The 25885-nt window shown below is 68.4% G+C and carries 24 protein-coding genes; 13 read left to right on the top strand and 11 right to left on the bottom strand.

Features of this window, described 5'->3' with window-relative positions; translation table 11 throughout:
- Positions 1 to 146 precede the first annotated feature (146 nt).
- From ACQYWQ_RS16745 to ACQYWQ_RS16735, 3 genes are all read right to left on the bottom strand, one after another.
- On the bottom strand, positions 147 to 1664 hold the full coding sequence (locus tag ACQYWQ_RS16745; protein WP_431035540.1) for a LacI family DNA-binding transcriptional regulator: 1518 nt from the start codon (positions 1662 to 1664) through the stop codon (positions 147 to 149).
- A gap of 32 nt (positions 1665 to 1696) precedes the next feature.
- A complete protein-coding gene (locus ACQYWQ_RS16740) occupies positions 1697 to 2074 on the bottom strand; it encodes a DNA-binding protein (RefSeq protein WP_431035539.1) in 378 nt (125 codons plus the stop codon).
- 126 nt (positions 2075 to 2200) lie between these two features.
- Entirely contained in the window at positions 2201 to 2713 is a 513-nt protein-coding gene (locus ACQYWQ_RS16735; protein WP_431035538.1) for a helix-turn-helix domain-containing protein, read from the bottom strand.
- Between the two features lie 293 nt (positions 2714 to 3006).
- On the opposite strand from ACQYWQ_RS16735, the gene ACQYWQ_RS16730 reads away from it, so the two are divergent.
- The 4 genes from ACQYWQ_RS16730 (at position 3007) to ACQYWQ_RS16715 (ending at position 8018) form a co-directional block, all read left to right on the top strand.
- Positions 3007 to 4284 carry a DUF3631 domain-containing protein gene (locus tag ACQYWQ_RS16730; RefSeq protein ID WP_431035536.1) on the top strand — a complete coding sequence of 426 codons (1278 nt, stop codon included), beginning with the start codon at positions 3007 to 3009 and terminating at the stop codon, positions 4282 to 4284.
- Between the two features lie 212 nt (positions 4285 to 4496).
- The gene (locus ACQYWQ_RS16725) at positions 4497 to 5567 is read left to right on the top strand and encodes a DUF2637 domain-containing protein (protein ID WP_431035535.1); all 1071 of its coding nucleotides are present in this window, start codon (positions 4497 to 4499) and stop codon (positions 5565 to 5567) included.
- Positions 5568 to 5667: 100 nt separating this feature from the next.
- Positions 5668 to 6333: a plasmid mobilization relaxosome protein MobC gene (gene mobC, locus ACQYWQ_RS16720; protein WP_431035533.1), complete on the top strand. Its 666-nt coding sequence runs from the start codon at positions 5668 to 5670 to the stop codon at positions 6331 to 6333.
- Positions 6330 to 8018, top strand: coding sequence for a relaxase/mobilization nuclease domain-containing protein (locus tag ACQYWQ_RS16715; protein ID WP_431035531.1), 1689 nt, complete (start codon positions 6330 to 6332; stop codon positions 8016 to 8018). Before mobC ends, ACQYWQ_RS16715 begins: the two co-directional genes overlap by 4 nt.
- A gap of 30 nt (positions 8019 to 8048) precedes the next feature.
- Here ACQYWQ_RS16715 and ACQYWQ_RS16710 read toward each other — a convergent pair whose 3' ends face one another.
- Genes ACQYWQ_RS16710 through ACQYWQ_RS16700 form a run of 3 tightly spaced genes read right to left on the bottom strand, consistent with a single transcriptional unit; the run spans position 8049 to position 10574 of the window.
- Positions 8049 to 8738, bottom strand: coding sequence for a WbqC family protein (locus ACQYWQ_RS16710; protein WP_431035530.1), 690 nt, complete (start codon positions 8736 to 8738; stop codon positions 8049 to 8051).
- A 46-nt stretch (positions 8739 to 8784) separates the two neighbouring features.
- On the bottom strand, positions 8785 to 9453 hold the full coding sequence (locus ACQYWQ_RS16705; protein WP_043255186.1) for a YdcF family protein: 669 nt from the start codon (positions 9451 to 9453) through the stop codon (positions 8785 to 8787).
- Entirely contained in the window at positions 9450 to 10574 is a 1125-nt protein-coding gene (locus tag ACQYWQ_RS16700; RefSeq protein ID WP_043255187.1) for a helix-turn-helix domain-containing protein, read from the bottom strand. The genes ACQYWQ_RS16705 and ACQYWQ_RS16700 overlap by 4 nt, the downstream gene beginning before the upstream one ends.
- A 154-nt stretch (positions 10575 to 10728) precedes the next feature.
- Here ACQYWQ_RS16700 and ACQYWQ_RS16695 point away from each other — a divergent pair, with 154 nt between their 5' ends.
- The 5 genes from ACQYWQ_RS16695 to ACQYWQ_RS16675 all read left to right on the top strand — a co-directional run bounded on the left by ACQYWQ_RS16695 (position 10729) and on the right by ACQYWQ_RS16675 (position 13899).
- Positions 10729 to 11157, top strand: a complete 429-nt coding sequence (locus ACQYWQ_RS16695; RefSeq protein WP_007823984.1) for a hypothetical protein — start codon at positions 10729 to 10731, stop codon at positions 11155 to 11157.
- Between the two features lie 8 nt (positions 11158 to 11165).
- Entirely contained in the window at positions 11166 to 11618 is a 453-nt protein-coding gene (locus tag ACQYWQ_RS16690; protein ID WP_244451820.1) for an ATP-binding protein, read from the top strand.
- 53 nt (positions 11619 to 11671) lie between these two features.
- Complete coding sequence (locus ACQYWQ_RS16685; RefSeq protein ID WP_431039220.1) at positions 11672 to 12775, top strand: radical SAM protein; 1104 nt, start codon at positions 11672 to 11674, stop codon at positions 12773 to 12775.
- Positions 12772 to 12984, top strand: coding sequence for a hypothetical protein (locus ACQYWQ_RS16680; RefSeq protein WP_244451822.1), 213 nt, complete (start codon positions 12772 to 12774; stop codon positions 12982 to 12984). The genes ACQYWQ_RS16685 and ACQYWQ_RS16680 overlap by 4 nt, the downstream gene beginning before the upstream one ends.
- 120 nt (positions 12985 to 13104) lie before the next feature.
- The gene (locus ACQYWQ_RS16675; protein WP_007823991.1) at positions 13105 to 13899 is read left to right on the top strand and encodes a hypothetical protein; all 795 of its coding nucleotides are present in this window, start codon (positions 13105 to 13107) and stop codon (positions 13897 to 13899) included.
- 424 nt (positions 13900 to 14323) lie between these two features.
- Here ACQYWQ_RS16675 and ACQYWQ_RS16670 read toward each other — a convergent pair whose 3' ends face one another.
- The 5 genes from ACQYWQ_RS16670 to ACQYWQ_RS16650 form a co-directional block, all read right to left on the bottom strand.
- Positions 14324 to 15556, bottom strand: a complete 1233-nt coding sequence (locus tag ACQYWQ_RS16670) for a hypothetical protein (RefSeq protein WP_431035528.1) — start codon at positions 15554 to 15556, stop codon at positions 14324 to 14326.
- Between the two features lie 148 nt (positions 15557 to 15704).
- A complete protein-coding gene (locus ACQYWQ_RS16665; protein WP_007823995.1) occupies positions 15705 to 16106 on the bottom strand; it encodes a hypothetical protein in 402 nt (133 codons plus the stop codon).
- An 11-nt stretch (positions 16107 to 16117) separates the two neighbouring features.
- Positions 16118 to 17245, bottom strand: a complete 1128-nt coding sequence (locus ACQYWQ_RS16660; protein ID WP_431035526.1) for a hypothetical protein — start codon at positions 17243 to 17245, stop codon at positions 16118 to 16120.
- 1003 nt (positions 17246 to 18248) lie between these two features.
- Positions 18249 to 18587 carry a helix-turn-helix domain-containing protein gene (locus tag ACQYWQ_RS16655; protein ID WP_431035524.1) on the bottom strand — a complete coding sequence of 113 codons (339 nt, stop codon included), beginning with the start codon at positions 18585 to 18587 and terminating at the stop codon, positions 18249 to 18251.
- A 123-nt stretch (positions 18588 to 18710) separates the two neighbouring features.
- Entirely contained in the window at positions 18711 to 19487 is a 777-nt protein-coding gene (locus ACQYWQ_RS16650) for a hypothetical protein (protein ID WP_158678793.1), read from the bottom strand.
- Between the two features lie 1687 nt (positions 19488 to 21174).
- Between ACQYWQ_RS16650 and ACQYWQ_RS16645 the strand changes: the two genes are divergently transcribed.
- The 4 genes from ACQYWQ_RS16645 to ACQYWQ_RS16630 all read left to right on the top strand — a co-directional run bounded on the left by ACQYWQ_RS16645 (position 21175) and on the right by ACQYWQ_RS16630 (position 25868).
- Complete coding sequence (locus ACQYWQ_RS16645) at positions 21175 to 23931, top strand: AAA family ATPase (protein WP_431035523.1); 2757 nt, start codon at positions 21175 to 21177, stop codon at positions 23929 to 23931.
- A gap of 60 nt (positions 23932 to 23991) precedes the next feature.
- Entirely contained in the window at positions 23992 to 24381 is a 390-nt protein-coding gene (locus ACQYWQ_RS16640; RefSeq protein ID WP_431039219.1) for a 6-pyruvoyl trahydropterin synthase family protein, read from the top strand.
- A 222-nt stretch (positions 24382 to 24603) separates the two neighbouring features.
- A complete protein-coding gene (locus ACQYWQ_RS16635; RefSeq protein WP_431035522.1) occupies positions 24604 to 25314 on the top strand; it encodes a class I SAM-dependent methyltransferase in 711 nt (236 codons plus the stop codon).
- 17 nt (positions 25315 to 25331) lie between these two features.
- A complete protein-coding gene (locus tag ACQYWQ_RS16630; protein WP_431035520.1) occupies positions 25332 to 25868 on the top strand; it encodes an O-acetyl-ADP-ribose deacetylase in 537 nt (178 codons plus the stop codon).
- Positions 25869 to 25885 lie beyond the last annotated feature (17 nt).

Here is a 25885-nt window from a genome sequence, read left to right as displayed (position 1 = left end):
CAAGAAGGGTCACACCAACGGCCGCATCAGCACAAGCACGATTCTCACAACCAGTCAGGAAGAGCAGTCGTTCACAACTTCACCGTACGGATACCGTCCCACCCCGCCTGATGCCCCACAACAGTGTTGTGGGGCATCAAATAGGGCTACCGAGGGGCTGCCATACGTGTGCGCAGGAGGTCGTCCAGCACGCGTACAGGGGAAGTTGGGCACATGACCAGGCGAGTGCAAAGAGCCGCCTCCCACTGCTCGGTCAGGCCGAGCATAAGGCGGGAGCGCATGCCACGGGTGACGTGCGCGTAGCGCGCCGAGACAGAACCGTCGATGTGGCCCATGCGTTCGTCCATGAGGACCTTCTCCGTACCGAGGTCCTCCATCATCGTGCGGTGGGTGTGGCGAAGGCCGTGGGGTGTGAGGCCCGTGGCGATCGGGAGCCAGCAGGCGTCCGCCCGAGCAGCAGCGCCCCGGCCTCGGGCCGGGACGCCGGGCCACGGTTCACCCAGGATCGGCACGGGGCGAGCCTCCTGCGGAGCCTTCTTGGGGTACCAGCCTGATGCTGCCGGGGTGAACAGCCAGGTGGCGAAGCCGTTTCGGCGCCAGTGAGCTGCGTGCTCCGACGTGGCGCCACCGCGTACGAACCTGAGCTCAGCGATGGCGAGTTCGACGCGTACGCGGGTGTCCTCGCTTACGCGGTCGGGGTGGTTGAGGACGTTCGAGACCGTGCCCGTGGAGACTTCGGCACGGCGGGCGACATCGACGAGCTTCGCGCCCTGGTGGCCTCCTGTGCGCGCCGCGCCTTGGCCTCGGAAGACGTACGTCCTGCCGTGACAAGGGCAGGGCGTCGGCTTCGTACGGGCGATGTGGTTGAAGACCAGGGCGGACAGCCAGTCCATCGAGTCGATGGTGCGGTAACTATCGTCCTTGGGCGGACAGCGCACCAGCTCGCCGGTGTCCAGCTCGTACAGCTGCCATTCGACGCGAAAAGCGGCAGGTCGGACGAACCCCGTTTCCAGGCCGACGATTTCGCCCCACCGCTTGCCGGTGTAGCCCTTGAGGACCGTGGCGACGAACTCGTCGTCGCGCCCGGAGAGCAGGGCCGCCCGCTCGGCAGTCAGCAGGATGCCGAGCGCGTCGGTGACGACCTTCTCCGGGCCGCGGTCGCGAGAGCGACCGGCGCGCTTGCCTCGTCCGCGCCGCCGGGCGGCCGGGTTGGACGTGAGCAGGCCCTCGTCGATCGCGTCCTCGAAGATCAGGTGGAGCGTGGAGCGCCAGGTCTTGACGCTCGATGCCGCGTAGGCCGCGCGCTCCTTCTTCTCCCACAGCTCGACGTCCGTGCGCAGGATGCTGGCGAGCGCCTTGTCCTCGAAGTCAGGGAGCAGGTGCTCCTCGATGTGGCGCTTGTAGTTCTGCATGGTCGAGGCAGCCAGGTCCTGGGAGGCGTACCAGCGGCTCGCGTACTCGCCGAAGGTTTCCTGGCCGAGGCCCGGATCGCGCCACTGGCCACGACGAACGGCCACCTCTTCGGCGTCTGCGGCCTGCTTGGCCTCGCGCTTGGTGGCGAACTTGACCACGGCGCCCGTGGAATCGGCGACGGTGCCGTACTTGCCGTCCTCGATCTTGTAACGGCCACGCCAGTAGCCACTGCGCTTCTCTGCGTACCCCACAGATCTCCCTCCCTTCTGTCGTATGGGGTGCGTTAAGCAGCTGCTTCGTACTGGGACTTGGTCATCCGTCGCGGTGGCCGGGCCTGGAGCCGGACGGTGGGTACAGCCACATCGGGCCGGTGCCGAGCGGGAGGCTTGCGCGTCGGCGCAGGAGCGCCGCCGGTGCGCTGCGCATTCACGGCCGGGCGCTCTTCGTGCATGCGGATGATCCCCGCGAGGTGCTCGTCCGAGAAGCGGTAAGCACGGCCGACGCGGGTGAACGGGATGAGCCGGCGGCGGGCACGGTCCTTGACCCACCAGGCGGAGCAGCCGAGGACGGCTGCGACTTCCTCGGGGACGTAGAGACGCGGCAGGCCGGCCTCGGCGGGCGAAGTCGGTGCCGAGGCAGGGGTTATCGCGGGTTGGCGCAAGGGGTGGGTCCTCTTCTGGCGGACATGGGGCGCGGCAACGCCGACCCGCCGGTCGATCGCTAGGGATGTGGGTGAGCTGCCCGGCCTGGGGGTTTGCGGCTCCAGGCCGGGAGGGGGTGCCGGAGGCTATGCCTCGCCGGTGGAGTGACCGTCACGGCCACCGGGCGGAGGGCCATGCATCTTCAGCATGTTCTTGCTGGCCTCCTCCGCGATGGCGCTCTGGACCATGAGGTCGGCTTCCTCGCGGATATCGGAGTGCTCGGTCAAATAGGCGTCGAGCGCGTCGCGCGCCTCGGTGAAGGCCATGTTGGCTCTCTGGGTGGCGCGGAACGCGTCCACGACCTCGTCGATGAGTTCCATGGCGCGGGCCTTGGCAGCCAGCTGCGGTGGCCCGACGAGGTTGCGCAGGTCGATGCCGAAGACTTCGGCGAAGCCGATGGCGTCGTCGAGGTTGATGCGGCGCTTGCCGTTTTCGATCCGCCAGACTGCGGACGGGTTCATCTCAAAGCCGGCCTCGTTGAGCCGGTCCGACAGGGCGTTGGTGCTCCAGCCGCGCGCCTCACGCTCCACCCTGATGCGAGTGGCAACGTTCGCCTCGCCGCTGAGCAGGACCCCCTCGGGCGGTTCTTCCTCCGCCACGGCACCCCCTTCCGTTCGTAGCGATGCACTGCGGTTTGCAGCACAGCCTAAACAGTAGCATCGCTACTGCGAGATGCAAAGCACTTATGCGATCTGCAATTCGTGTGGCATAGTGATGGCATCCCACCTCACTGCCCTCAGGAGTCCGCACGCCCGCAAGTCACATGAAAGAAGCCCCCGGCGATGCCGGGGGCTCAAGCGCAAACCTCTTAACCGCCATCCCTAGCGATCAACCTGCGAAGTCCGGGATTGCCGTCCCATATGGCCCGCAAGCAGAGCAGCTGATGCTCAGTATGACCGATGCCCAGCCGAATACGCCATCCCTTCCCGACGGCTCCGGTACGCCGTGGCCCCCAGTCGCCGTCCCTGGCCAGCCGTCCGGCGCTGGCGCGCCTCTAACAGAAGAGGACCCCGACGACACCGCCTCGCCTACGCCGCTGTCTCAGGGGGCGCAGATCCTGGACGACCTTCGGGCACAGCTGAAGCGGTACGTGGCGATGCCGAGCGAGGAGGCCGTGACGGCGGTGGCCTTGTGGGTCGCGGCGACGCATCTGCAGCGTGCGTGGCAGCACGCGCCGCGCCTGGCGATCGTCGCGCCGGAGAAGCGGTGCGGTAAGTCCCGCCTGCTGGACGTAGTGACCGAGACAGTGCACAACCGGCTGATCACGGTCAACGCCAGCGCGGCGGCGATCTTCCGGTCGATCGACGGGGAGGACCCGCCGACACTGCTGGTCGACGAGGCCGACACCATGTTCAGCTCCACCAAGGCCGCAGAGAAGAACGAGGAGGTCCGCGGACTCATCAACGCCGGACACCAGCGTGGCCGGCCGACTCTGCGAGTGTCCGGGCCGGAGCACCAGGTGCAGGAGTTCCCCACCTTCGCCATGGCAGCACTGGCTGGGATCGGCGACCTGCCGGACACGATCATGGACCGTGCGGTGGTCATCCGAATGCGCCGCCGAGCAGCGGGCGAGAAGGTAGCGTCCTTCCGCACTGGCCGGGACACACCCGCCCTGAACGCGATCCGCGATCGCCTCCGCGCGTGGCTCCAGCCCCTCTATGAGCTGGCCATGGAGATGGAGCCACCGATGCCGGTCGAGGACCGCGCGGCGGACACCTGGGAGCCGCTGATCATCGTCGCCGATCTCGCCGGTGGCGACTGGCCCGCGCTCGCTCGTACCGCTTGCCGCACCATGACCGACTACGAGGCCGGCCAGGACGAGGAGGGCGGCCTGCGCACCCGCCTCCTGACCGGCATCCGCCGCGCCTTCGCCGCCGTCGGCGACCCTGCCGTGCTGAGCACGAAGCACCTGCTGGAATCCCTGAACGCAGACAGGGAAGCACCGTGGGCGGAGTACGGCGCAAACGGCCTGACCCCGCGCGGCCTGCAACTGCTGCTCAAGCCGTACGGCATCGGCTCGGCCAACCGCCGCTTTCCCGACGGCACTCAGGCCAAGGGCTTCGCGCGCAACCAATTCCTCGACACCTGGGCGCGCTACTGCCCCGAGCCGAAGGCGACAGACGCGCCCGCCTCTTCAGCCGACGGACCGGCGCCCGGCACCGCAGCCTGACTCGACGCCACTCGCATCACTCGTCCCCGCGCAGGTCAGTGCGGGGACGAGTGAAGTACCCGCAACGAGTCGTCTCGACATCGCCACGCCACTCGTACCTGTGCTGACCAGGCACGCGACGAGTGGTACGAGTCCCCGCACCTCACGGCGGCCACGCCCTGCCCGCCTCTGCGCCGAGACCACCACCCCAAGCCCACCTGGAGCACCCCCGCTTGCTTGCACGCATCACCGCCCTGCTCAGCCGAACTGATTCGCATCAGCATCGCCCCGCTGCCGATCCTGGAAGTGGCCGCCGGGCGGGCGCACGCGCCACCCTCGTTCTCGGCCTGATTGCCGTCGTCCTCATGGCCTTCCGGGTCTCGTGGAACGCGCTGTCCGACGTAGCCCGCGCCATCGGCGCCGATCCCACCGCCGCCCTGCTCTACCCGATCGTGGTCGACGGGCTCATGGCCCTCGCACTCATCGCCACGCTTGTGCTGACCGGCTCCGACCGGGAGTTCGCGCTACGGGTACTGGCGACCTACACGATCGCCAGCCTCCTGCTGAACTACGTCCACGGGCTCATACCGACCCTGCGCACCGAGTCGACCCGGCTGGGTCGACTCACCAGCTGGGAGCCTGCGAACTGGGCCCTCGTACTGCTGGCCACATCACTCCCAGTCGGGTCGATCTACTTCGGCTCGGACCTCGTGGCAAAGGTGCTGCACCACAAGCACGAGGCGGCCGACTCGGCCCAGTCGGTCAGCCGGCAACGAGAAGAATCCGCTGGCCAGCGCGCCAGGGAGCAGGCCGCACCGTCGGTGACCGACCGAGCCGAATCGGTTCCCGAGGAGCCGTCCGAGTCGATTTCCACGAAGGTCGACGAGGCACACATGACGGGATCGACCGGAGCCGACGAGTCGGCCCTCACTGCCCGACCGCCCCGGTCGACCACCACGGCGAAGTCGACCAAAGCCGCCCCGCACGAGACGACCGGTCCGCGTCTCACCAACGCCGAGTCGACCACCGACCGCCACCGCACCGACGCCGAAGTGCTCGCTGAAGGCCGTCGCCTGACCGCCGACTGGAGCGACGACCTGTTGACCGCCAAGCGACTGCGCAGCGAACTGCGGATCGCCCAGACGCGCGCCCGCACCGTGCGCGACCAGCTGAGGGCCGAGCGCGCCAGTCGCCCCGAGCCTGTCGCGGACGATGGCTTCGGGGGCCAGCGTCTCGGCACGTACGACGACGCCAAGTTCCAGCAGCAAAGGGAAGCCGCCGCAGTCCCCTCCGCCACCGCCTGATCCAGCGCACGCCCTGGCCGCCCCCTCTATGCCGACAAGCACGAGGGGGCACCCACATACAGCTAACACTCGCCCCCAGCACTCCACGGAGAACCAGCCCATGCACGACCCGCACCACGAACTCGCCATCCCGCAGCAGGAGATGGCCACCGGCCTGAACAGCGCAGCAAGGTATCCCGCTGGACCGTCCAAGGGCCGGCCTCACGGGGAAGCCTCCGCCCCGGGGGTGGCGGAGGCACTCGGGCACCAGGGGGTGCCCGAGCAGGAACAGCCCACCGCCGTCGCCGACAGCACTGCTGCCGTCGAGATGCCATTGCCGCGTGCCGCAGAAGAAGCCGCCTTGCGCCGCGTCGCCCAACGTCGCAAGCCCGACCCCAACGGCCGTCGCGAGGGACGAGTCGACGTCCGCTACAGCGAAAAGGAAGAGGCCGACATACGCGCCAAGGCAGCGTCGCTGAACCTCAGCGGCGCCCACTACGTTGCCGCAGCCACTCTGGCCCACGTCCACGGCGACCTCACCCTGGTCGGCCAGCGCACCCAGCTCGACGACTACATCGACGAGATCAATGCCCTGCGCGAGCAGGTCACCGCCATCGGCCGCAACGTCAACCAGATCGCCAAGAAGCTCAACTCCGGCGGCCATCCACACCCTGGGGACAGCGCCCTCCTCGCCCAGACCGACCGGAGCCTGAACGCCGTGGGTGAGGCCGTGCGCCGCATCGCCACCGCCGCGAACCAGGCCGTCAGCCATAAGGCGGCCCGATGATCGCGAAGATCACTGGAGGCAAGGACACCGCCAACCTGATCCGCTACCTCTACGACACGAAGAAGAAGGGCCACACCAACCCGCACCTGGTCGCCTCCTGGGACGGCTTCGCCCCCGACCCTGGCCGCACCCCCGATTTCGACGCCACGAAGCGAGCTCTCGTCGCCGACCTCGACCTGCACGTCAAACAGGCCGCGCGGCTCGGCCGGGCACCCGAGAAGCACGTGTGGCACTGCTCGATCCGCGCCACCAAGACCGACCGCCACCTCAGCGACGAGGAATGGGGCGACATCGCCCGCCGGATCGTCGCCGCAACCGGCATCGCACCCGACGGCGATCCGGACGGCTGCCGCTGGGTCGCCGTCCGCCACGCCCCCGACCACATCCACATCGCCGCCAGCACAGTTCGCGCCGACCTGCGCACCGCCCGGCACTGGAACGACTACCTCACTGCCGACCGCGAACTCGCAGCCGTCGAAAAGGAGTACGGTCTCTTCCAGGTCATACGCGGGGATCGCACAGCCGCGAAACGGCCCACCCGTGCCGAGCAGGAGAAGGCCAAGCGCGCCGGCCAAGCCCGCACCGCCCGCGAACACCTGCGCACCACCGTGCGCACCGCCGTGGCCGCCGCCACCAGCACCGAGGAGTTCGTCCACCTGCTGGAGCGCACCGACGGCATCCTCGTGGACATCAAGCACTTCCCGTCCGGTGATGTACGCGGCTACACCGTCGCCCTCGACGGCGACGTCAACGCCCAGCAGAAGCTGATCTGGTACTCCGGCTCCGAACTCTCCCCCGACCTGTCCCTCCCCAAGATCCGCAAGCGTCTAGAAGCCACCGCCCCCCAGCACAGCCCCCGTCGGGTGAACCCGTGGCACCAGGCAACCGCCGCCGCGGAACGCATCCCCCACCACCTCGACGGCGATGACGATGCAGCCGCTCAGGCCCACCTGGCCGCCTTCGGTGAAGCCCTCGACGCCCTGCCGATGCGCGCACCCCAGGAGATTCGTCCCCAGCTATGGCAGGCAGCCGAGGCGTTCGAGCGCGCCACCCGCTCCCGCGTCCAGGCCGAGCACCACCACGCCCGCGCCCTGCGTATCGCCGTACGAGCCATGGTCCGCGAGCCCGCCCCCAAGGACGGCGCGCTGCTGGCGATGTTCCTCGACGCAGCGATCCTCGCCGTCATCGCCGCCGCCCGCTGGCACCAGCTCCGCCACCACGACCAACAGGTGGCCGCAGCCCACCAGACCCTGATCCACCTGCAAGCCGCCTACGAGCAGACAGCCACCGCACCCCTGACCGCCCTCGCCCAGCGCCGGCCACCCCAGCAGATCGTGGAACGGCACATCCTCCTCATCCGACAGGCCATGCCTGCCCACGCCGAGCAGGTGGTCGAGGACTTGGCCTTCGACGCCCTCACTGCCGCCCTCGCGACCGCCGAGAAGGCCGGGCATGATCCGAAGCAGCTACTGCAGCAGGCCACCGACGAACGGGCGCTCAACGACGCCCGCAGCCCTGCACGGGTACTGACCTGGCGCATCGAGCGGCTCAGCACCAGGCCGGTTCCGAGCGACCGTGCACGAGTGGCACGGATGCGGAGCGCGGCACGGCGGCAAGGCACATCGGTCAGCCCGGCAGCGGTCGCGGCCTCGCAGCCACAGCCGCCCCAGGCACGTCGACGCTGATCACACCCGTCTCCGTACCCGAAGCGGGTGTCAGGCCGCGCACCCCAGCGCATCGTGGGCGAACGCGAGAGCCCGGAACCGGGCGCCCACAGCGTCGGGGCCACGGAAGGCCAGCGCCCGCAGAGCACTGACCTGTCGCCCCGAGGCCCACAGACCAGTGGCCGGCGAGAGAAACGGGACGACGGCTACGCCCAGCTCGGTGAAGGGGGCATGGTCCAGGTAGGTCATGCCCCCGGTACCGCACAGATACGCCCGTGCGCCAGTGGCGTCGGCCAGGTCGGCCAGCCGCTCGGACCGACCTGTGCGTGCAGGCAGGGCGCTGCTGGTGAAGATCTGTCCCCGCCAGCCGAGCAGTTCGAGCAGGGCGCGGGTCGAGGCAGTGGCGACCGGCGCGACTCTTCCTGTGTCGAAGGCGTCCCAGACCGGCTGGAGGGCGCGGTCAAGCGCGGGCCAGTGTGGGCTGATCCCGTACTGCTGGCGCAGGATCGATAAGGCTCTGCGTCGGGCCGCGGCAGGGTCGGCGATCAGGGTGTCTCTGATGAGGGTGGCGCCCCCGGAGGGGCGGTGAGTGGGGATGGTCAGCCACCGGTTCGGGCCAAGGCCGTCGAGTGTGGCGATGCGAGCGCGATGCTGGTAGTCGCGGCGGGCGAACTGCACGTCGTCCAGGACGATCCAGTGGTCCGACGCGAACAGCTTGGCCAGCGTGGTCAGTCGGGGCATGAAGTTGGGCTGGTGGATGGCGCACAGGCTGCCCGGGAAGGTGAGTTCAGGAAGCGATGAGGCGGCTGGTGAAGCCGGCGTGGATGAGGGATTCGTACGCGGCATGCACGTCCTCCGGGACCTCCTGCTCGATGGCGAACCCGAGCTTCGGATACTCGATCACCCGCTGGAGGTCGCCGACGAGCATGTCCACCACGAGCTTCTCGTCGCCGATGGACTTGAGGTAGTCGTCGAACTCCAGGGTTTCCGAGGCGCACACCATCTCGGCCTCGGGCCACAGCTTGCGGGCGGTGGCGTACGACCGCCGTTCCATGTAGGGCTTGGAGACCAGCAGCACCTTCTCCGGGGTGATGCCGGCGTCGGCCAGGACCTCGCGGGCGAGGGTGATGTTCTGCCCGGTGTTCGCGGCGTGGGGCTCCAGCAGGATCGCTGAGGCTGGGACGTCGAGGTCGATGGCGTGCTCGCGGAAGTGGACCGCTTCGCCGCGAGGGAAGACCTTGGCGGTGGTCGGGCTGTTGCCACCGGTGAAGACCAGCGTGGGGAAGAGACCCGCGTGATACAGCTCGGCGGCGCGCGTGGCCACTCCCAGGTCGTGGCTGCCCAGGCCGATCGCCACGTCCACGGGGCGGGCCTGGTGGTGCATCTGGTGAAAGTCCCAGATCGCCTTGGCCTGGTGCCACTGGTCTTCGGCGATGCCCTGCTGGTTGTCACTCACGCGTTCGTCTCCCTGATCACCGTCGGCGAGGCCCCGGGCGGCCCCTCACTGCTGGCCTTGACGCTCTCGATACTGCGCAGTTGGTGCACGAGGCCGTACTGCGCGGCCGTCCGAGCGGCCTGGCCGAGAACGCGTAGCCCATCATCGCGGGTCGCCGTGTCGGAGAGCAGGATGTGGCCGTGAGCGGTGTCCAGTCGTACGCGTTGCATCGGTGAGTCGGTGCTCCCGCTGCTTCGGGCGATGTCGATGAAGTGCATGGCCTGGGTGAGGTCTCCGACGCCCCGGCGGGCCAGGGCTAGCTTCTGATGGGCCACCGACCAGTCGTCGGGTTCGGTGAGGTCTTCGAACTCACGGGTCGCGGCCTGCATCACGCGGGTCGCGTAGTCGTGGTTGCCGTCCTTGCTGAGTGCCGTGCCCACCCACAGGCGGGCTCTGGCCCGGTCACGGCGAGAGAGCCGGTCGTCGACAGCGAGCGTCTCGTACGTACGGGCCGACGCCTCCAGGTCACCGGACATCTCCGAGACGACCGCGAGGGACAGATCGAGCTGGGCGACGCGGCGGGGGATGTCGAGCTGGGTGAAGATCGAGCGCGCGCCCGCGTAGGAGTGGCGGGCGGACAGCGGTCCGAGCACGGCGCCCCGATCACGCTTGAGGTCTCCGAGTAACGCGGTGGAACGGGCGTAGAGGTACAGGCCCTTGTCGTCGAGTTCGGCGGCCGTGAAACGGTTGAGCCATCGGCCCAGCAGGCTGTCCGCGAAGGTGAAGTTCTGTCGGGACAAGGCGACAACGGCACGATCCAGGTCGTCGGTCCACGACTCGTACTCCCAGGCTCTGGGCCCGGCAGCCGTCACCCGGCGTCCGGCTGCCACCTGCCCGGGGCCGGCCATCTCCGACAGGAGCGTTTCGAAGCGCAGGTGCACGGAGGCATCGGCGCGGCCGAGCGCGGTGTCGAGAATGGCCTGCGTGTCAGGGCGGGGCTCGGTCGCGGACCGGAGCTTTTCCCACTTGGAGATGGTCGCGACGGCGAGACCGAGTCGCTCGGCGAAAGCCCGCACACTCAGGCGGAGGGCGAGCCGTAAGGCTCTGGCCTCCAGGCCGGTCCAATGGTGCACGGTCGCCACGCGTCGCTCCCTTCCACCAGCCATGGAAGCAGAAGCGTGCGGCCGGTGGGGCGGAAGTAGAGCGCAAGTGGAACAGCGGGCGATTCCCTGCGCGTTGGGGTACGGCGACGCTCAAGGGGTCACTCTTTCGCCGAGTCCCTGGACGGTCACCAGCATGGAACTCCTTACCGAGCACCGTCCGGTCAACGGGCCCGTCGTCTACGGCTTCCTGCGGCTGGTCGGCGTCTCCGTAGCCCGTCAAACGGCGTTACAGGCGTCACTGACGGAGTACTGCCGGATCCATGAGCTGCAGCTCTCCGGCGTCTTCAAGGACAGGCGCGCGACGACCGATCCGACCTCCACCGCCTTCACCGGTCTGCTGGACGCGCTGGCCCTTCCCGATGTCTACGGCGTCATCGTCCCCGCCCTGTCCCACCTGGGACCGAAGCACCTCGCCACCGAACGCACGCGCCGTATCGAGGCCACCGGCGCCCGCCTGCTGCTGGCCCGCCGTCCCCGCATCGGACCCGTCCACGTACCTCGCCACCCGATCGCCCACCGCCGCTTCCCCGCACCACTTCGCCCCCTGAGCACGGAGTCATGAGGCACCCCATGCCCGAGTCGCTTCAGCAGTTCTTCGACGCTCGACACCAGTCCGTCCGCAGGGCAAGGGAGTTCGCCACCCGGGCGCTGGACGGCTGGGGCCTGACGAGCCGCACCGAGGACATCCGCCTGTGCGTCTCCGAACTCGCCACGAACGCCGTCGTCCACGGCACCGCCCGCGGGCACGGCTTCCTCGTCCGGCTCGACATCGACGACAACTGCGTACGCCTGGAAGTGCACGACAGCCGTCGCCAGCAGCCCGTCGTACGCGAGCCGGCCGTCACAGACATCTCCGGGAGGGGCCTGATGTTGGTGGCCGCGCTCTCCGACGAGTGGGGAGTGAAGGACCGTACCCCGCTCGGAAAGGTCATCTGGTCCTGCTTCAAGACCGCGGGTGACGACGCAAACCCGATCAGCCCTCCCGGCTCAGACCGCGACGACCGCCCTTTGGAGGTCCGATGACCGCAACCGGCACACCGGATCGGGCTGCGCCTGCCGCATCAAGCACGCGTCTCGTGGCCAGCCCGTTCCTCGCCCAGCACCTCCTTCTTCAGCCAGGCCATGCGGTCGGTGTGCGCATTCCTGGGATCCGCTACGAGGAGCTGCGCGCCGCGAGCCACGAGGGAGACCCCCTGCCGGCCTGGCTTGCCGATGCCGCACGGCAGGCGTGGGGCATCGAACTGCCCGACGGGCCGGTCGGCGATTTCGTCCTCGTCCGTGAGCGTTCGCCGTACGGGTACGCGAAGGCATCCTGGGAGATCAACCTCGGCTGTGACTACGACTGCGAGTTCTGCTACCTCGGCGAGAAGCGCTTCGAGGGCCTGGACTGGGCGGGCAAGCAGCAGCTCCTGCGGACGATGCGCGACGCGGGCGTGCTCTGGCTGCAGATCACGGGTGGCGAGGCACTGATCGACCGCGAATTCGGCGCGGCCTACGAGTACGCCCACCAGCTCGGGATGATGGTGCAGGTCTCTTCGAACGGCTCGTCCCTGCGCAAGCCGCCGATCCGCGGGCTGTTCGCACGCCGTCGCCCCTACCGGCTTACCCTCAGCGTCTACGGCGCGACCGCGGGTACGTACGACAAGGTCACCCGCAACCGCGGCGCGTTCGACCGGTTCATCCAGGGCCTGGACGCCGCCCACCAGGACCGGCTGCCGGTCCGGCTGAACGTGATCGTGTCGGACGACAACGCTCACGAAGTCGACGCGATGGTGGCTCTGTGCGCGCGCTACGCCTTCCCGCACCAGGTCTTCACGAACATGTCGCCGACGATCGACGGCGAGGCGAACCCGCTGGCGACGCAGGCCGAGGGCCACATCAAGGCCCGGAGCGTCTTCACCGGCTGCAACGCGGGCCGGACCTTCTTCCACGTGAACCCGCACGGGATCGCGTCCGTCTGCAAGGTCGGCCGCGACCCGAGCGTGAACCTCGTGACCGAGGGCGTCGCCGCCCTCCCCCGGCTCGGCGCCATCGCCGAGTCCCTACAGCTCCGCACCGGTGGATGCTCCGGCTGCACGAAGGTCGGCACCTGCCGTACCTGCCGGCCGCTGGCCAAGCTCTACCAGGAGGCGGGGGACCGTCGAGAGCTCTACTGCCAACACGGAGGCTACGGATCATGACCCCACCCACCACAACCCTCACCCCGCCACGCGAACCGGTGCTGCTCACCATCGGACGGCGCCCCACCGATGGTGCAACCGGCGCCCTGGCCGTGCCACTTCCGGCCGCAGCCATCCGTGACGACGAGGTCCAGATCATCGCCGACCTGGACGAGGCCGCCGAAGGCGCCGAGTGCAGCTGCTCGGCCGGCGACGACCAGCCGTACTAGACACACCGCAGGCGGGCGCCGCACCGCTCGCGTACGCGCCCCATGAGTGCCGCCCCGGTCATACCCTGTCTGGGGCGGCACTCCCTTGTCTCCGAGCCCCATGAGGAACCGCGCGTGTCCATGTCTCGCATTCCCTTCGAGCAGCTCCCCGCCGACGTCCGCCAAGCTGTCACCGACAAGACCGGCCCCGTGCATCAGGCGGTGACCATGACCGGCGGCATGAACTCCGGCGTCGCCTCCGTCCTGGAGACCGAGAGCGGCAGCGTTTTCGTGAAGGGCATCGCGAGTGATCATCCGCAGGTCGCAGCACAGCGGCGCGAGGCGGAGATCGCCCCCCACCTGCCAACGTCCTGTCCCCGCCTTTACTGGCACCTGGAAGTCGGTGGATGGAGTCTCCTCGGATACGAGGTCCTCAGCGGTCGCCATGCCGACTACAGCCCCGGCTCGGCCGACTTGGTGCTCGTAGAAGCCGCGCTCACCGACCTGCAACGGATCACAGCTCCGGCCGACATCGAGATCAAGGACGCGGTGGACCGCTGGGCGGATTACGCTCCGCCCGGAACGCTCCAGCACTTCAGCGGCAACACCCTGCTGCACACCGACTTCGCACCACACAACGTCCTGATCGCCGACGGGCGTGCTCGCCTCATCGACTGGGCGTGGCCAACGCGCGGTGCGGCGTGGATCGATCCAGGCGCCTTGGCGCTGAGGCTCATGGACGCCGGCCACCCGGCGGAGGACGCGATCATGTTCGCAGGCCGCTTCCCGTCGTGGCGGAACACCGATCCGGAGGCACTCACGGCATTCGGTTCCGCATCTGCGGCGCTGTGGCGGGAGATCGCCCAGGAGGATCCAACGCCCTGGAAGCAGCGGATGGCCAAGCGAGCCGCTGCGTTCAGGCTCGTACTCCTCTAAGAGTCCATGCCCGCCATCGGATCTACCTCGTCATGAACTCGATCTTTCCGGTACTCATACGGAAGTTCCCACTCGAGTACAGCGTGGGTCGGGCCTCAACGTGGTTGCCGCTGTACTTCTCCACATGCCGGATCTCCACCCCGCCTGGAACATCGAAGTCGATCAAGGCAAGAGCGACGCAGTAGGACAGGTCTCGCCCGCCTCATCCGTCGCGAGATCGACCACCTCGATGGGGTGCTCTACACGGCCCGCATGAAGACCGGGGTCTTCCCGATCCCCGTCGAGGAGTACCGCCAGACCGGTCAGGCGTGGAACTACGAGCGATCCTGAGGTCCTACAACGACGCGGGCTTCTACCAGTTCAGCAGAGGCGGAACATGCGAACCGTGGCGCTGAGAGAACGCCGGGCGCAGGAGCGTCCAGCGCTACTGCGCGGGGTCGACAGGGACGGATGTTGCCAGGGCCATTTCGATGGCCGCTACGGCGTCAGTAAGCCTGCGGTAGATGGGCGTCGAACGCCCCATGCGCCTCAGGCCGTGCTGCAACGGATCGCGCATGTGCTTCTCGCAGACGACAAAGTCCGCGTATCCGGCCGCGCAGGAAAGGTAGATCATGTCAGTCAGGTCATTAGGGCGCCACCTCGTGCCCTTGTTGAGATGCCGACTCTGAAGCATCTCCCGGAAGAGGCCGACAGCAGGAGACTCGCCAATGGCCCGCACCCAGCCTTTGAAGCCCCAGCGCCGGAACAGTTCCTTCGAAACGTCTGCCGCAGCTGCCTCCTCGGCCAGTTCCCGCTGCAGATCCGTCACGAGATGGATGTCAATGGCCCTGCGCTTCTGTTGTGAGTCCTGGTCAAGCTCGTCCAGCCAGTCACTGAACCGCTGGCTTGCCGCGGTCCACCCGGTGTCCCGCCCCTCCCCAACCCTCTGGGTGTCGAGCATGGCATCGATGGAGCCGGAGGCAGCGACTAGCGCCTCGGGCTGGAAAACAAAGTGGTTCTGGAACGTAGACGGCATCTCAGCACCAGCCTCGGCCCGGCGGGTAGGGGAGTGAAGAGCATCCGGGTCGAGAGTGAAAACCGGGGCATTACGCACGTTGCCGGGTTGATCTAGTCGGTGGCAAAAGGCATCGTAAATCTCGTTTCGTCGGACCTGCAGCGGATCGCGCATCTGCCAGCCTCGGCTGTACTGAAGGATCGTCAACCCGAGGTCGTAGCGCTTATCCGTGCTGAACCGTTTGCCGGTCTCGTAGTAATGGCCGGCAGAAACAGGCAAGACGATCCGGCGTTGGTCCACCCATTCTTTGAGTCTCAGGGCAGCGGCTCGATCTGCCTCGCTGCTCGTCGGCGCACCGTGGGATGCGTTGCTCAGCAAGCTCCACTGGTTCTGGTCGAGGTACACGACGAGCCGTCCTGCCAACTGATCAGGGGCCCCCGCCAGTGGCATTTCGAAGAGGACCTGATCACCGCTCAGGGTGGTAGCGAGGAGGGCTGCCAAGGCTGGACTGAAGTCCAGTCTGGCTATGACGCTCGTGTCCTCGAACGGGGAGGGGTCCAGGGGGAACCGGGCCTCCTTCCCATCCGAGCGGGTGAAGATGGTGCACGATGCCGCGCGATCCATCGTGACGAGCTTGATGGAGAGGGTGCTTTCGTCTTCCACAGCACCTATCTTGCGGTGCTTCTCCCGAGAACGTGAAGGGGCTTAATTCCGCATACGCGGACCCCTGCGTTGTTTCCAGGGCCACTTTGGGCGCCAAGTGCGGAACACAGCTCCCCATAAGCTTCGAGCAGGCGCCCCCCCGGGGGGTTCAGCTCAGCAGCCCATTCACGGCATGCGCGAGAGCCTCTCCGCTCTGCTGGACAACCGTCCCGAGAACGAGTGCCGGCAGCGCCTGCGCGACCCCCCTCAACGTGGTCGCGCTCTCGGCCGGGGCCGTGAGCGAGCCGTCTACCGTGCCCGCCATGGCCCTCAGCGCCTCTACGTGCTGTAGACCAGCCGCGTTGCGGTCCAGATCCTCGCGGAACGTGATGAGGAGATCCCGAACGGCCTCGACGTCGGTGGTCCCGTCTGCCGATGCAGCTTGGTACACGCGTGAGATGTTCTGCCCGACGACATTCTGGAGTGGGGCGATGTTGTTGCCGCCGATACTGATGCCCGACCCGTGTCCCGGTTCGGATGTGGGGTCCGGTCGGCGTCGTCCGATGGCCATTTCTTTCCTCCCTATTTAGCGGGGCCTTGTCCAACGTTGCTGTTGCCGTTGCCGACGACGTTCTGGATGGGCGCGTTGTTGTCGCCATAGATCTGGATGTTGTTGGTCACGGCGGCTACCTGCTGGTCGTATGCGGTGGTGTCGATGCCCCGGTCGCGCAGGTAGGAGGCAACCGTGCGGAAGACGCAGGTCTCTATGAGGACGACGTGGCGCTTGGCATCGTCGCTCTGGTGCATATCAGTGACTTCCTCGGTCGAGTAACGGTCTCTGATGCTTACCGGGCCCTCTTCCTCGACGTGACTCTCGATGCTCTCGCCGAGACCGATACGGGCCACCCTTCGCCACAGAGTGAGTGGACCGACAACTGCATCCAGGAGAGCCTGGACCGTTACCCATCTCCACAGCCGTATGCCGTGCTGCCCGGCAGAGGCAGCCGTCACTTTCAGCTCGTTGTAGAGCGGGGTCATCACGTGCGGTCGCACGGTCAGCCTCAACTCACCCGCTTCCAAAGCAGCGTGCACGAAAACGCTGACCACGACCTGGCCGTTCCAGGTGATGCACTGCGCGCGCAGGTATAGGCGTTCCGGCTCACTGGAAGGCGACTTACGGCCCCTGCCCGCCAGGTCTGGGGCTTCCCCGTTTCCCTCCCGAGTCCGCTGTAGCCAGAGGTGGGACGGTAGCCCGAGCACCCGCTCCATGGAAAACCCTGGCAGCGGGTCCGTGATCTCCCTTACGCCACGGCCCAATTCGTCAAGTGCGGCACCTACACGCCGCAGTAGTTCGGCTTCACCGAAGGACTTGACCGGCTCCTCGGGGTCTTTAGGCTTTAGAGGGATGTTGATGTGGGCGGCTCCCCAATGATCACGGCCGGCACCGATGAAGTGCTGCGAAGCGTCGTAGGGCAGGAGACGCCCCTCCTGCTCCTCTCCGAGCACGGATACCCTCCGAGAGGCCCTCGGCGTCGCCCACGGCAATGCATCGCGGGAGACCTTCTCGCGGCTCAACACGGACAGCGCGGATCTCGCAAGGAGCCGGTCCCCGGCATACACCACCACCATCCCGGCGAGAAGGCCGAACGGCACTACGGCTAGGCCAAGACGAGTCGCCGACACCACGTCCCCACCCGAGTGGTAGGGCACCAGCGCAAGCAGCCATGGGATGACGAGAGGTAGGTATGCCAGACGTGGGCGACGGGCCAATCGACTGTTGCGCCTCTGTTTGCGCTGGGCTCGAAACGCTGCCCACCTCATGGTGAGGGCGATCGTGATTGCCCCCAGCCAGATCGCTGTCGCCCAAGGAGTGACGTACCCGACTCCTGCCAGAAGCAGCAGGAAGCACAGACGCCGTAGGCGTTTACCTCGGTGCGCACGCACACTGTGCCTCACCACAGGGACAAGATCGAACCCATAGGACGGCACGGGAGCCGGCGGGCCATTCAGTACGTGGTCGACAACCCACTGAGCCGTCGGTTCACCCAGCGGAGGGCAGTCGTCGCTGCCCTCCAGGTAGATGGGCCGACGCGTGCTACGACGCGGCCTCTTCGCGGGGGCGTTTTTGCCCCGGAACATGCGCCACCATGCCTTGATTTGCTTCGCTCGGTCCGGCCGCGCGTACACCGCTTGACACAGAAGCCTCGTCACCTCGGTGGCCGTCGGTTCCACCTCAGCAGGCCGAGGGGTATCAGCTAGGTGCGGTGCCCGCTGCGTGGGGACACCCGGCCATTGGCCGGGTCCTGACTCCCCGTGCCTCTTCCTCCCCCGGGCCTTGGTGCCCCAGGCAGCTCCCATACATTCCCCCGTTCTCACTTACGGCGGGCATTTTCACGGCGAATGACGGAGACCGCCAGACCACAAAAGCGACATTGTGCACAACAGGCCGCAGCGCGCGTAGGAATGGCCGAAATATGTTCAGCTTCGGCAGACCGAAGTCCTGCGAAGATCCACCAGTGAAGGAGGGGGAATGGAAGCGCAGCTCAGCCCACCGAACGGATCTCGCGGAAGGTCTGCATCCACTTACCCAGGAGATTGGGCTCTGCCAACAGATCGATTTCGAGGCACGACCTGAAGGTTTCCCCTGTCTAGCTGAACCGCTGGCGTCCGTCGCCGACCACCAGCGCGCAGCTGGCCACGGAGCAGACCGCGCTCACGAACTGGGGCTCACCTTGGGGCGCGCTCGTGAGCTGGGCTTCAGCTCCGCGATTGGATGACGCGTTGTCGGCCGCGCCGACCGCACATCCGGCTCGCAATGGAACATCTCATCGATACGTTCGAGATCATTTTCGGTAAAGTACACAAACTTGCCGATCTTCCCATGCGGCAGCTCCATGATGTGGGCCCGCAGCCAGTTCTCACTGACGCGCAATTCTCGGGCCGCCTCGGGGTATGTCATCCGCCCTTTGCGCTTAGGGTCGCAAGGCATCTTTTTTGAACGGCCGCCGATCAGGCAGCGACTGTAGGCCACCTTGGGTCCCTCAGAACTCATGCTTGCACCGCGCAATCTCAGAGCAGGCGGAGCCAATGCCGACGGGCTCAGCTCTCACCCGCCCAGTGTGACACCAGTTAGGCCGTCGCTAGGCAGCACCGTTCCGTCGAACCATCAACCTCGTCAGACAGGCAGAAGCTCGATGATGCGCGCAACGCGACCCCAGCCCGCTACCAGAGTCGCAGCGAGGACACTCGCTCCCAGAGTTAGCCACGGGCGCAGATCGTCGCCCACACCGATGACCGGCAGTACGCGTGCCGTGAGCACCGCCGCAACCATGGCTGCGACGATTGCCAGCGCGATATGAGCGGACTCGAGCCAGGTGTTGCGCAAGCGGGACACAGGCCGTACCTCCTGTAGCCGCTCGCTAGACAGAAGGGCTGCCTGCTGACCACACAAGTGATTCTCAGCGATGGCCAACTGCAGACGCGCAAGCTCGGTGAGCGCACGCGCCGGAGCCACATCCACTTGATGCAGCGCGACCCGTTGCGCACCGGCGACGAGCGCGGCATGCCGCTTGATCGGTCGAAGTCTGGAAGAACGCCGCGGGACCGAACGCGCGATGGTGTGCACCTGAAAGAGGCGCTGCTCGACAAGTCTGCAGCTTCGGTCTACATTCCGGAGCGCTTTGGCCTTCGCCCTTCCCCGAGGCGCTGCGCTTGCCTCGGCGCCAGCGATGACAGCATCGATCACCGCTCGAACCAATCGATATTGCGCAGTCGAACTCCACCGCATCGCATGCAATACAGGCACGAAAATCACCCCGAACATGATCACCAGAATGACCATCCAGTCACCAAAGCCCATGGCCACTTGGTTCTCCGGTTTACCCATCCACCGGTAGTGCTCCACTGCCTTGATGCCCCATGCCCAGTGCAGCCACGCAACTCCAGATTCCACTAGCGCGAGTGAGACTCGGACGGCTGCCCATACGGCGAACCAACCGCATATGACGGCCAGCGCACAAGCTCCATAACGAGGGCGCCAGGATCCGAGAACGCCGTGTACTCCCGGTGCCTCAGCAACCGGAATGCCCAACGACTCCATGGCCGCATCCAGCTCGCTCCTCCGAGTCCCGGCCCAGCCCCATCTCTGGCTGGATCTCCTCTGCCAGAGCCTGTGGCGAGCCCAGAGCCGGATGGCCCAATGCTCCAGTCGTAAGTCCCACGCCGCCATAGAAGTCCCCCAGCCCAGTCCGCTTTACATGGTGTGGAGCCGCATTATGGGGCATCCGATGCCCCCGCCACTGCGAGTTTCTACAGCACGGTCGAGCGCGCGCTTGGTTGCATCTCGGGTTGCGTTCACCGACGTACGACGCCGTTCGCGGACCACACCAGTCACGGTCGTACCGCAGGTCAGGACGCTCCCGCACACCCCAGAACCCCTAAACGGACATTTTGGAAAGCGCGCTGGGCCCCCACGAGGAGCCAGTGCATGCCGGACGTAACGTGCGCGAGATCAGGGCGGTGGGGCGCGAGTTCCGGTGGAACGGGACGACGACGCACTCCCGGCGCGCCCGCCGCAAGAGGCTCACCCGACACGCAAACTTGCTGCTGCAACCACAACGGTCCGCGCCGATCCTGCAGGTGGCCGCTCCCCATTGGGAGAAATCCGGGAGATGATCTTCCAGCCGAGGCCCACCGAGCCCACGCGAGGCCACTCCGCACCATGCGTCTGACCAGCACAGATACCTATCACTACCGGTCGTGATCCTGCCCGAACCTCATTCGGGACGAAGAGGTCGTGGGTTCAAATCCCGCCACCCCGACAGCCGTAGTAGTAGGTCAGAGGGCCTGGTCCGTTCAGCGGACCGGGCCCTTTGCGTGTGTGCGGTGATCTTCTGCGCGAAGCCCGGGAGTGGATTTACGGCAGGGCCCCCCAGCACCCGCGACCGCGCGCGGGGAGCCTCCCGTGCCCGCGAGCGGTACGGGGCCGACGCCGTTCCGTGGTGTGCCGCGGCCCGGTCCGCCATCGGTCGCCCGGCCGGACAGGCTCAGCGCTCGCGTGTCCCCGCGGCATGGTCCGGGAAGGGGGAGAGAGCAGCCGCCTCCCGGCCGAGTCGTGCGCCCATCGCGGCCCGGGCCCGTACCCGTACCCGTAACTCCGCAGGAACCGGAACCGCATGAGCGACTCCGCGCGCGCATCGGGAGATTCCGCTCACCGCGGGGACGGGGACGGGGACCGGTCCTTCGGGCGGCGGAGCGCATGACCCACCATCTGCCGGGAGTACCGAGCGTGGTGGAGTTCCGCTCCGAGCTGTGGACGCGGTCTCCTCTCCTCGCCCGAGTCCTCGGCAGCTTCGACCGGGGCGTCGTGGTGGGGCCCGTCCGCTCGCCGCCGGACGTTCCCGGCCGCCGGCTCAGCGTGGTCGACCCCGTTCCGGAGCGGCCGCGGCCTGATCCCGGTCGGGGCGGCGCACGGACAGGCGATGGCCGGGAAAAAAGGTGAGGTCCTCGGACCCATCGGCGCGAACCCGCCCTCGTCGCCGCCCCCGATCTTGCTCTAGTGTGGTCGTCCGCGTGCACCGGGTGACGCAGGTGGTGGTGGCCCGGCGGCGGGCAGGGTGAGAGAAGGGGCGGGGGCTGACGTGGATACGGAGTTCGTCGACCGGGTCGAGCCGATGCGGGAGCTTCGTTCGCTCGTGCGCGCCCTGAGCGAGGGGCACGGCGGGGCGTTGCTCGTCGAGGGCGTCTCCGGGATGGGGAAGACCTCGCTGCTCGGGAACTTCGTCCGGCAGGCGGCCGAGGACGCCGACGCCGCCGGGCGGTGCCGGCTCGTCCTCGCGCGCTGCCACCCGGGGATCGGTCCGGGGATGCGGTACGGGCCCGTGATCGACATCCTGAACGAGTTGTACACGCCCCCGCCGCCCCCGGGCCGCCTGCGGCGGATATTCGGTGGCGCGGCGCGCGGGGCGGACCTCTCGGTCCCCGAGCTGCTCTCCTCGCTCGTGCCGGGGGGCGGCGCCGTGTACACGATCGCCCGCGAGGCCGTCGTCTCGGCGATCAACTCCGGGACCATGCCCTCCGATTCACTGCTGCCCTTTCAGCAGGGTCTGGCCGCGCAACTCGTCGACGCGCTCCTCGGTCTGGCCGCGTCGGGGCCGCCCGTCGTCCTCGTCATCGACGACGTGCAGCACATCGACCCGAGCAGCCTCCTCGTCCTCGACCGGCTCCTTCGCCTGTTGCCCGGGGCCCCGATAAGCCTCGTGCTCAGCCACGCGACGGACGAGGCGCAGGACGCGGCCGGGGACAGCACGGAGGAGTTGCTGCGGCGGTGGGAGAGCGAGTCGCTCATCCGCTCGCACTCCCTCGACGGGCTCCCCGAGGACGCCGTCGCCGAACTCGTCCGCGGCCGCTACCCCGACGCGCCCTCGGGGCTCCCGGCGGCGCTGAGCAGGCTGACGGCCGGCTACCCGGTCTTCGTACAGCTGTGCCTGGACGAGTGGCTGCCGGACAACGGCGAGCGTCTCGCACTGCCCGAGAGCGTCGAGCGGGTCGTCGAGCACCGGATGCGGCGGCTCGGCGCCGAGGACCAGACGCTGCTGGAGGCGGCGGCCACGCAGGGGGCGGTGTTCCTGTCCCGTCCCGCGGCCGAGACCATCGGCGCTTCGCACGAGGAGGTCACCGAACGGCTGCGGCGCATAGAGAAGGACCACCGGCTCCTCGTGCGCGCGGAGTCCCCCGACTGGGCGGCGCGCGAGCCCTCCGACTGCTACGCCTTCCCGCACCAGGCCCTGTGGCAGGTGCTCTACCGGCGCCAGACACCGCAGCAGCGCCGGACACGGCACGCGCGGATCGCTCGTTCGCTCGCGGCGGGGAACGGTGCGGCGGGCAGCGGGAGCGAGCTGGGACGGCGTTTGGAGATCGCCAGGCACTTGGAGGAGGGCGGGCCCGAGTGCCTCGCCGATGCGGCGGAAGCGCACTACGCGCTGGCCCGCTCGGCGGCGATCGACGGCCTGTCGTTCGCGGAGGCGGAGCGGCACTGCGAGAAGGCGATCCAGGCCGTGCGCGGACTGGCCGAGGACACGCCCGGCCGCGACCTGCTCCTCGTACAGGCGATCGAGCTGTTGCTGTCGCTGACCGAGGTGCGGTGGCGCGGACTGCACGAGTCGGGAGACGGTCCGGGGATCGACGCGCTCGCCGCCGAGGCCGAACGGGCCGCCGCACGGCTCGGCGAGCCGCACCTTCTCGCACGTACGACGCTCCTGCGCGGCAAGACGCTGATGGCGACCCAGGGGCTCGTCCCCGGGCTCGGCAAACTGCGGTCCGCCGTCGAGATCGCCGGTCAGCAGGACGATCCTGTCGCGCTGTTCGTCGCGAAGGTCGAGTACGGACGGCAGGCGTCCAAGCGCGAGCTGGCCGAGGGGATCACCCAGCTCCGGGAGGCGGAGGAGCTGTACGCCTCGGAGCCACGCCTCGGCGGCGGCCACGACCCCGTGCTCCAGCACGCCCGCAACCTCAACGAGATGCAGCTCGGCATCGGTCTCTACGACAGCGGCAGGCTCGGTCCCGCCCTGACCCGCCTCCTGCGCTGCACCGAACGACTCCGCTCGGAACATCTCAACGCCGAACTGCCCATAGCGCTCAACTACTTGGCACAGGTGCGCATCGGCATCGGGCAGTACGAGGAGGCCGCGGCGGACCTCGCCGAGGCGCGTGCGCACGAGGCGGCCCGCGGTGGCGAGAGCGGCTGGCACGCCTACAACACCGCGCTGCTCGCCCTGTTGGCGGCCCGCGACCCCGAGCGGCGGAGCGAGGCGCTCACGCTCGCGGAGGACGCGTGGCTGGAGACGGAGGCGACGTGGCTCATCAACCTCGTGCCGATCGTGCGGAATCTGTACGCGGAGGTGCTGCTGGAGACCGTTTCCGGTGGCACGGCGAGGCATTCCGGCGGTGGCCCGGAGGCGCGCGGGGCGGCGGAGGCTCTGGAGAGGGCGCTGCGGCTCGCGACGGACACCGTGGTGGAGACGCGGCGCACCGGGATGGTGCGCAGCGAGATCGCCGCGCTCTCGCTGAGCGCGCGGATTCGTCTCGTACGGGGCGAGAGCGCGCGGGCGGCCGACCTCGCACGGCAGTCCGTGGAACTCCTGCGCCGTACGGGCGACATGCCCGCGCTGCGCACCGAGGAAGTGCTCCTGCACGCGGCGCGCGTCCTGCACGCGGCCGGAGCGGGGGACGAACCGGGGAGGGACGTCGCGGACGAGATCGCGGAGCTGCTCCGACAGGCACGGGCCAAGGTCATGGAGAAAGCCGACAGCCTTGAGGACCCCACGCTCCGGCACACCTTCCTCACCGGGGTCCCACTCAACCGAGCCGTCGTCCACGGCCGACTGGAGGATGACTGACGCGTCATGGACCACGCCACCGGAACACCACCAGGAAGGCCCGGGCCGGGCAGGGCCGGGATGCTCACGATCACCAAGGAGTTCCACTTCTCGGCGAGTCACGTCCTCGACAAGCTGCCCTCCTGGCACAAGTGCGCCCGGCATCACGGCCACAACTACGTGATCGTGCTGGAGCTTTCGGCCCGCCCCGACGAGCTGACGGAGGCCGGATTCGTACGGGACTACGCGGACCTCGACGCCTTCAAGACGTGGCTCGACGAAACCCTCGACCACCGGCACCTCAACGACGCCATGAGCGTCTCGCCGTCCGCGGAGAACTTGGCGCTGTGGGTCTTCAGCCGCTGGACCGAGCGGTACCCCGAGCTGGTGGCGGTCTGGGTCTCGGAGACGCCGAAGACCTGGGCCATCTATCGGGGAGAGCCGCGAGACAGGCGGACGGAGGGCTTGTAGAGGCCCTCTTTCCCCGGCGCGGGGCCCTTTGCCCGGCACGCGGCTCCTTTCCCCGGCGTGGGGCCCCTGTGCCGCGGGCTGCGTACGGGCCGGGCTGCGTACGGGGGCAGGATCGCGTACGGGCCGGGCTCGCGTACGGGCCGGGCTCGCGTACGGGGGCAGGCTCGCGTACGGGGGCAGGCTCGCGTACGGGCGGGTGGCAGGCTCCCGTACTCTCCGGCCATGAGCTTCCCGCCGCCCCGTGACCTCGCCCCCGCCGAGAAGACCATCGCCTCCAGGCGGCCGCCCGAGGGCGGCGCGGCCGTGCGGGGCTCGTACGACACCGTGGCGGAGAGCTACGCGGAGTTGATCGGGCGGGGGATGGAGCCCGAAGCCGTCTGGGAGCGCGGGGTGTTGGGGGTCTTCGCCGAGTCGCTCGCGCCCGGCGGGACCGTCGGGGACCTGGGGTGCGGCACCGGGCGCGTGGCGGGGTATCTACGGGGGCTCGGGGTGTCCGTGGTCGGCGTGGACCTCTCGCCGGGGATGCTGCGGGTCGCGGCGCGCGACCACCGCGAAGTGGCTTTCGCCGCAGGGGACATGACGCGGCTGCCGCTGGCGTCCGGTGTGCTCGCGGGGGCGCTCGCCTGGTACTCGACCGTGCACTCGTCCGATGATGACGTCGCGGCAATGGCCGGGGAGTTCGCGAGAGTACTGACCCCTGGAGGGGTGTTGTGCGTCGCGTTCAAGGTGGGACCGGACGGCTCGAAGCCGGCGGCCTGGCTCCAGCACGCGTACGGTCACACCGTCCGACTACCGGTCTACCGGCGGCCGGTGGACGACCTGTGCGCCCTCCTCGCCCGCCACGGTCTCGCGGAGACGGCGCGTGTCGTACGGCAGCCGGAGGACCGTGAGCCGACGCCGCAGGGTTTCCTCCTCCTCCGCAGAGCTGCCTGAATGGCAGGATTGGCCCCATGAGCGAGACGGAACGGAAGCGGCCGAACCTGACAGTGGTGCGCGGGGACCTCACCCGCCAGGACGTGGACGCGCTGGTGAACGCCGCGAACTCCTCCCTCCAGGGCGGCGGGGGCGTGGACGGCGCCCTCCACCGCGCCGCAGGCCCCGAACTCGCCCTCGCCGGGCGGGACCTCGCGCCGTGCCGCCCCGGGGACGCCAAGGCGACCCCGGCCTTCCGGCTGTCGCCGCCGGTCCGGCACGTGATCCACACCGTGGGTCCCGTCTGGCGCGGTGGCGACCACGGCGAACGCGAGACACTCGCCTCCTGCTACCGCCGCTGCCTGGAGGTCGCCGACGCGCTCGGCGACGTCACGAGCATCGCCTTCCCCGCCATCTCGACCGGCATCTACGGCTTCCCCGCCGCCGAGGCCGCCACGATCGCCGTCCGCACGCTGCGCGCCACCCCGACGCAGGTCACCGAGATCCGCCTGGTGGGCTTCGACGAGCAGGGGTACGAGGTGCTGCGCGAGGCGGTGGCGGGGGCGGGGGACTGAGCACGGAGGCGGGGGCG

This window comes from Streptomyces sp. P6-2-1, assembly GCF_050613165.1.
Lineage (GTDB): Bacteria > Actinomycetota > Actinomycetes > Streptomycetales > Streptomycetaceae > Streptomyces.
The sequence above is the reverse complement of the archived record's forward strand: the minus strand, read 5'-3'. Positions and strand labels throughout refer to the sequence as shown.

What these genes read in the sequence shown, in the direction of transcription:
- ACQYWQ_RS16630 (WP_431035520.1), top strand. Translation starts at nt 25,332, where the DNA reads ATGAGCGAGACGGAACGGAAGCGGCCGAACCTGACAGTGGTGCGCGGG.
- ACQYWQ_RS16715 (WP_431035531.1), top strand. Translation starts at nt 6,330, where the DNA reads ATGATCGCGAAGATCACTGGAGGCAAGGACACCGCCAACCTGATCCGC.
- mobC (WP_431035533.1), top strand. Translation starts at nt 5,668, where the DNA reads ATGCACGACCCGCACCACGAACTCGCCATCCCGCAGCAGGAGATGGCC.
- ACQYWQ_RS16695 (WP_007823984.1), top strand. Translation starts at nt 10,729, where the DNA reads ATGGAACTCCTTACCGAGCACCGTCCGGTCAACGGGCCCGTCGTCTAC.
- ACQYWQ_RS16690 (WP_244451820.1), top strand. Translation starts at nt 11,166, where the DNA reads ATGCCCGAGTCGCTTCAGCAGTTCTTCGACGCTCGACACCAGTCCGTC.
- ACQYWQ_RS16635 (WP_431035522.1), top strand. Translation starts at nt 24,604, where the DNA reads ATGAGCTTCCCGCCGCCCCGTGACCTCGCCCCCGCCGAGAAGACCATC.
- ACQYWQ_RS16675 (WP_007823991.1), top strand. Translation starts at nt 13,105, where the DNA reads ATGTCTCGCATTCCCTTCGAGCAGCTCCCCGCCGACGTCCGCCAAGCT.
- ACQYWQ_RS16680 (WP_244451822.1), top strand. Translation starts at nt 12,772, where the DNA reads ATGACCCCACCCACCACAACCCTCACCCCGCCACGCGAACCGGTGCTG.
- ACQYWQ_RS16640 (WP_431039219.1), top strand. Translation starts at nt 23,992, where the DNA reads ATGCTCACGATCACCAAGGAGTTCCACTTCTCGGCGAGTCACGTCCTC.
- ACQYWQ_RS16710 (WP_431035530.1), bottom strand. Translation starts at nt 8,738, where the DNA reads ATGCCCCGACTGACCACGCTGGCCAAGCTGTTCGCGTCGGACCACTGG.
- ACQYWQ_RS16730 (WP_431035536.1), top strand. Translation starts at nt 3,007, where the DNA reads ATGACCGATGCCCAGCCGAATACGCCATCCCTTCCCGACGGCTCCGGT.
- ACQYWQ_RS16665 (WP_007823995.1), bottom strand. Translation starts at nt 16,106, where the DNA reads ATGGCCATCGGACGACGCCGACCGGACCCCACATCCGAACCGGGACAC.
- ACQYWQ_RS16655 (WP_431035524.1), bottom strand. Translation starts at nt 18,587, where the DNA reads ATGAGTTCTGAGGGACCCAAGGTGGCCTACAGTCGCTGCCTGATCGGC.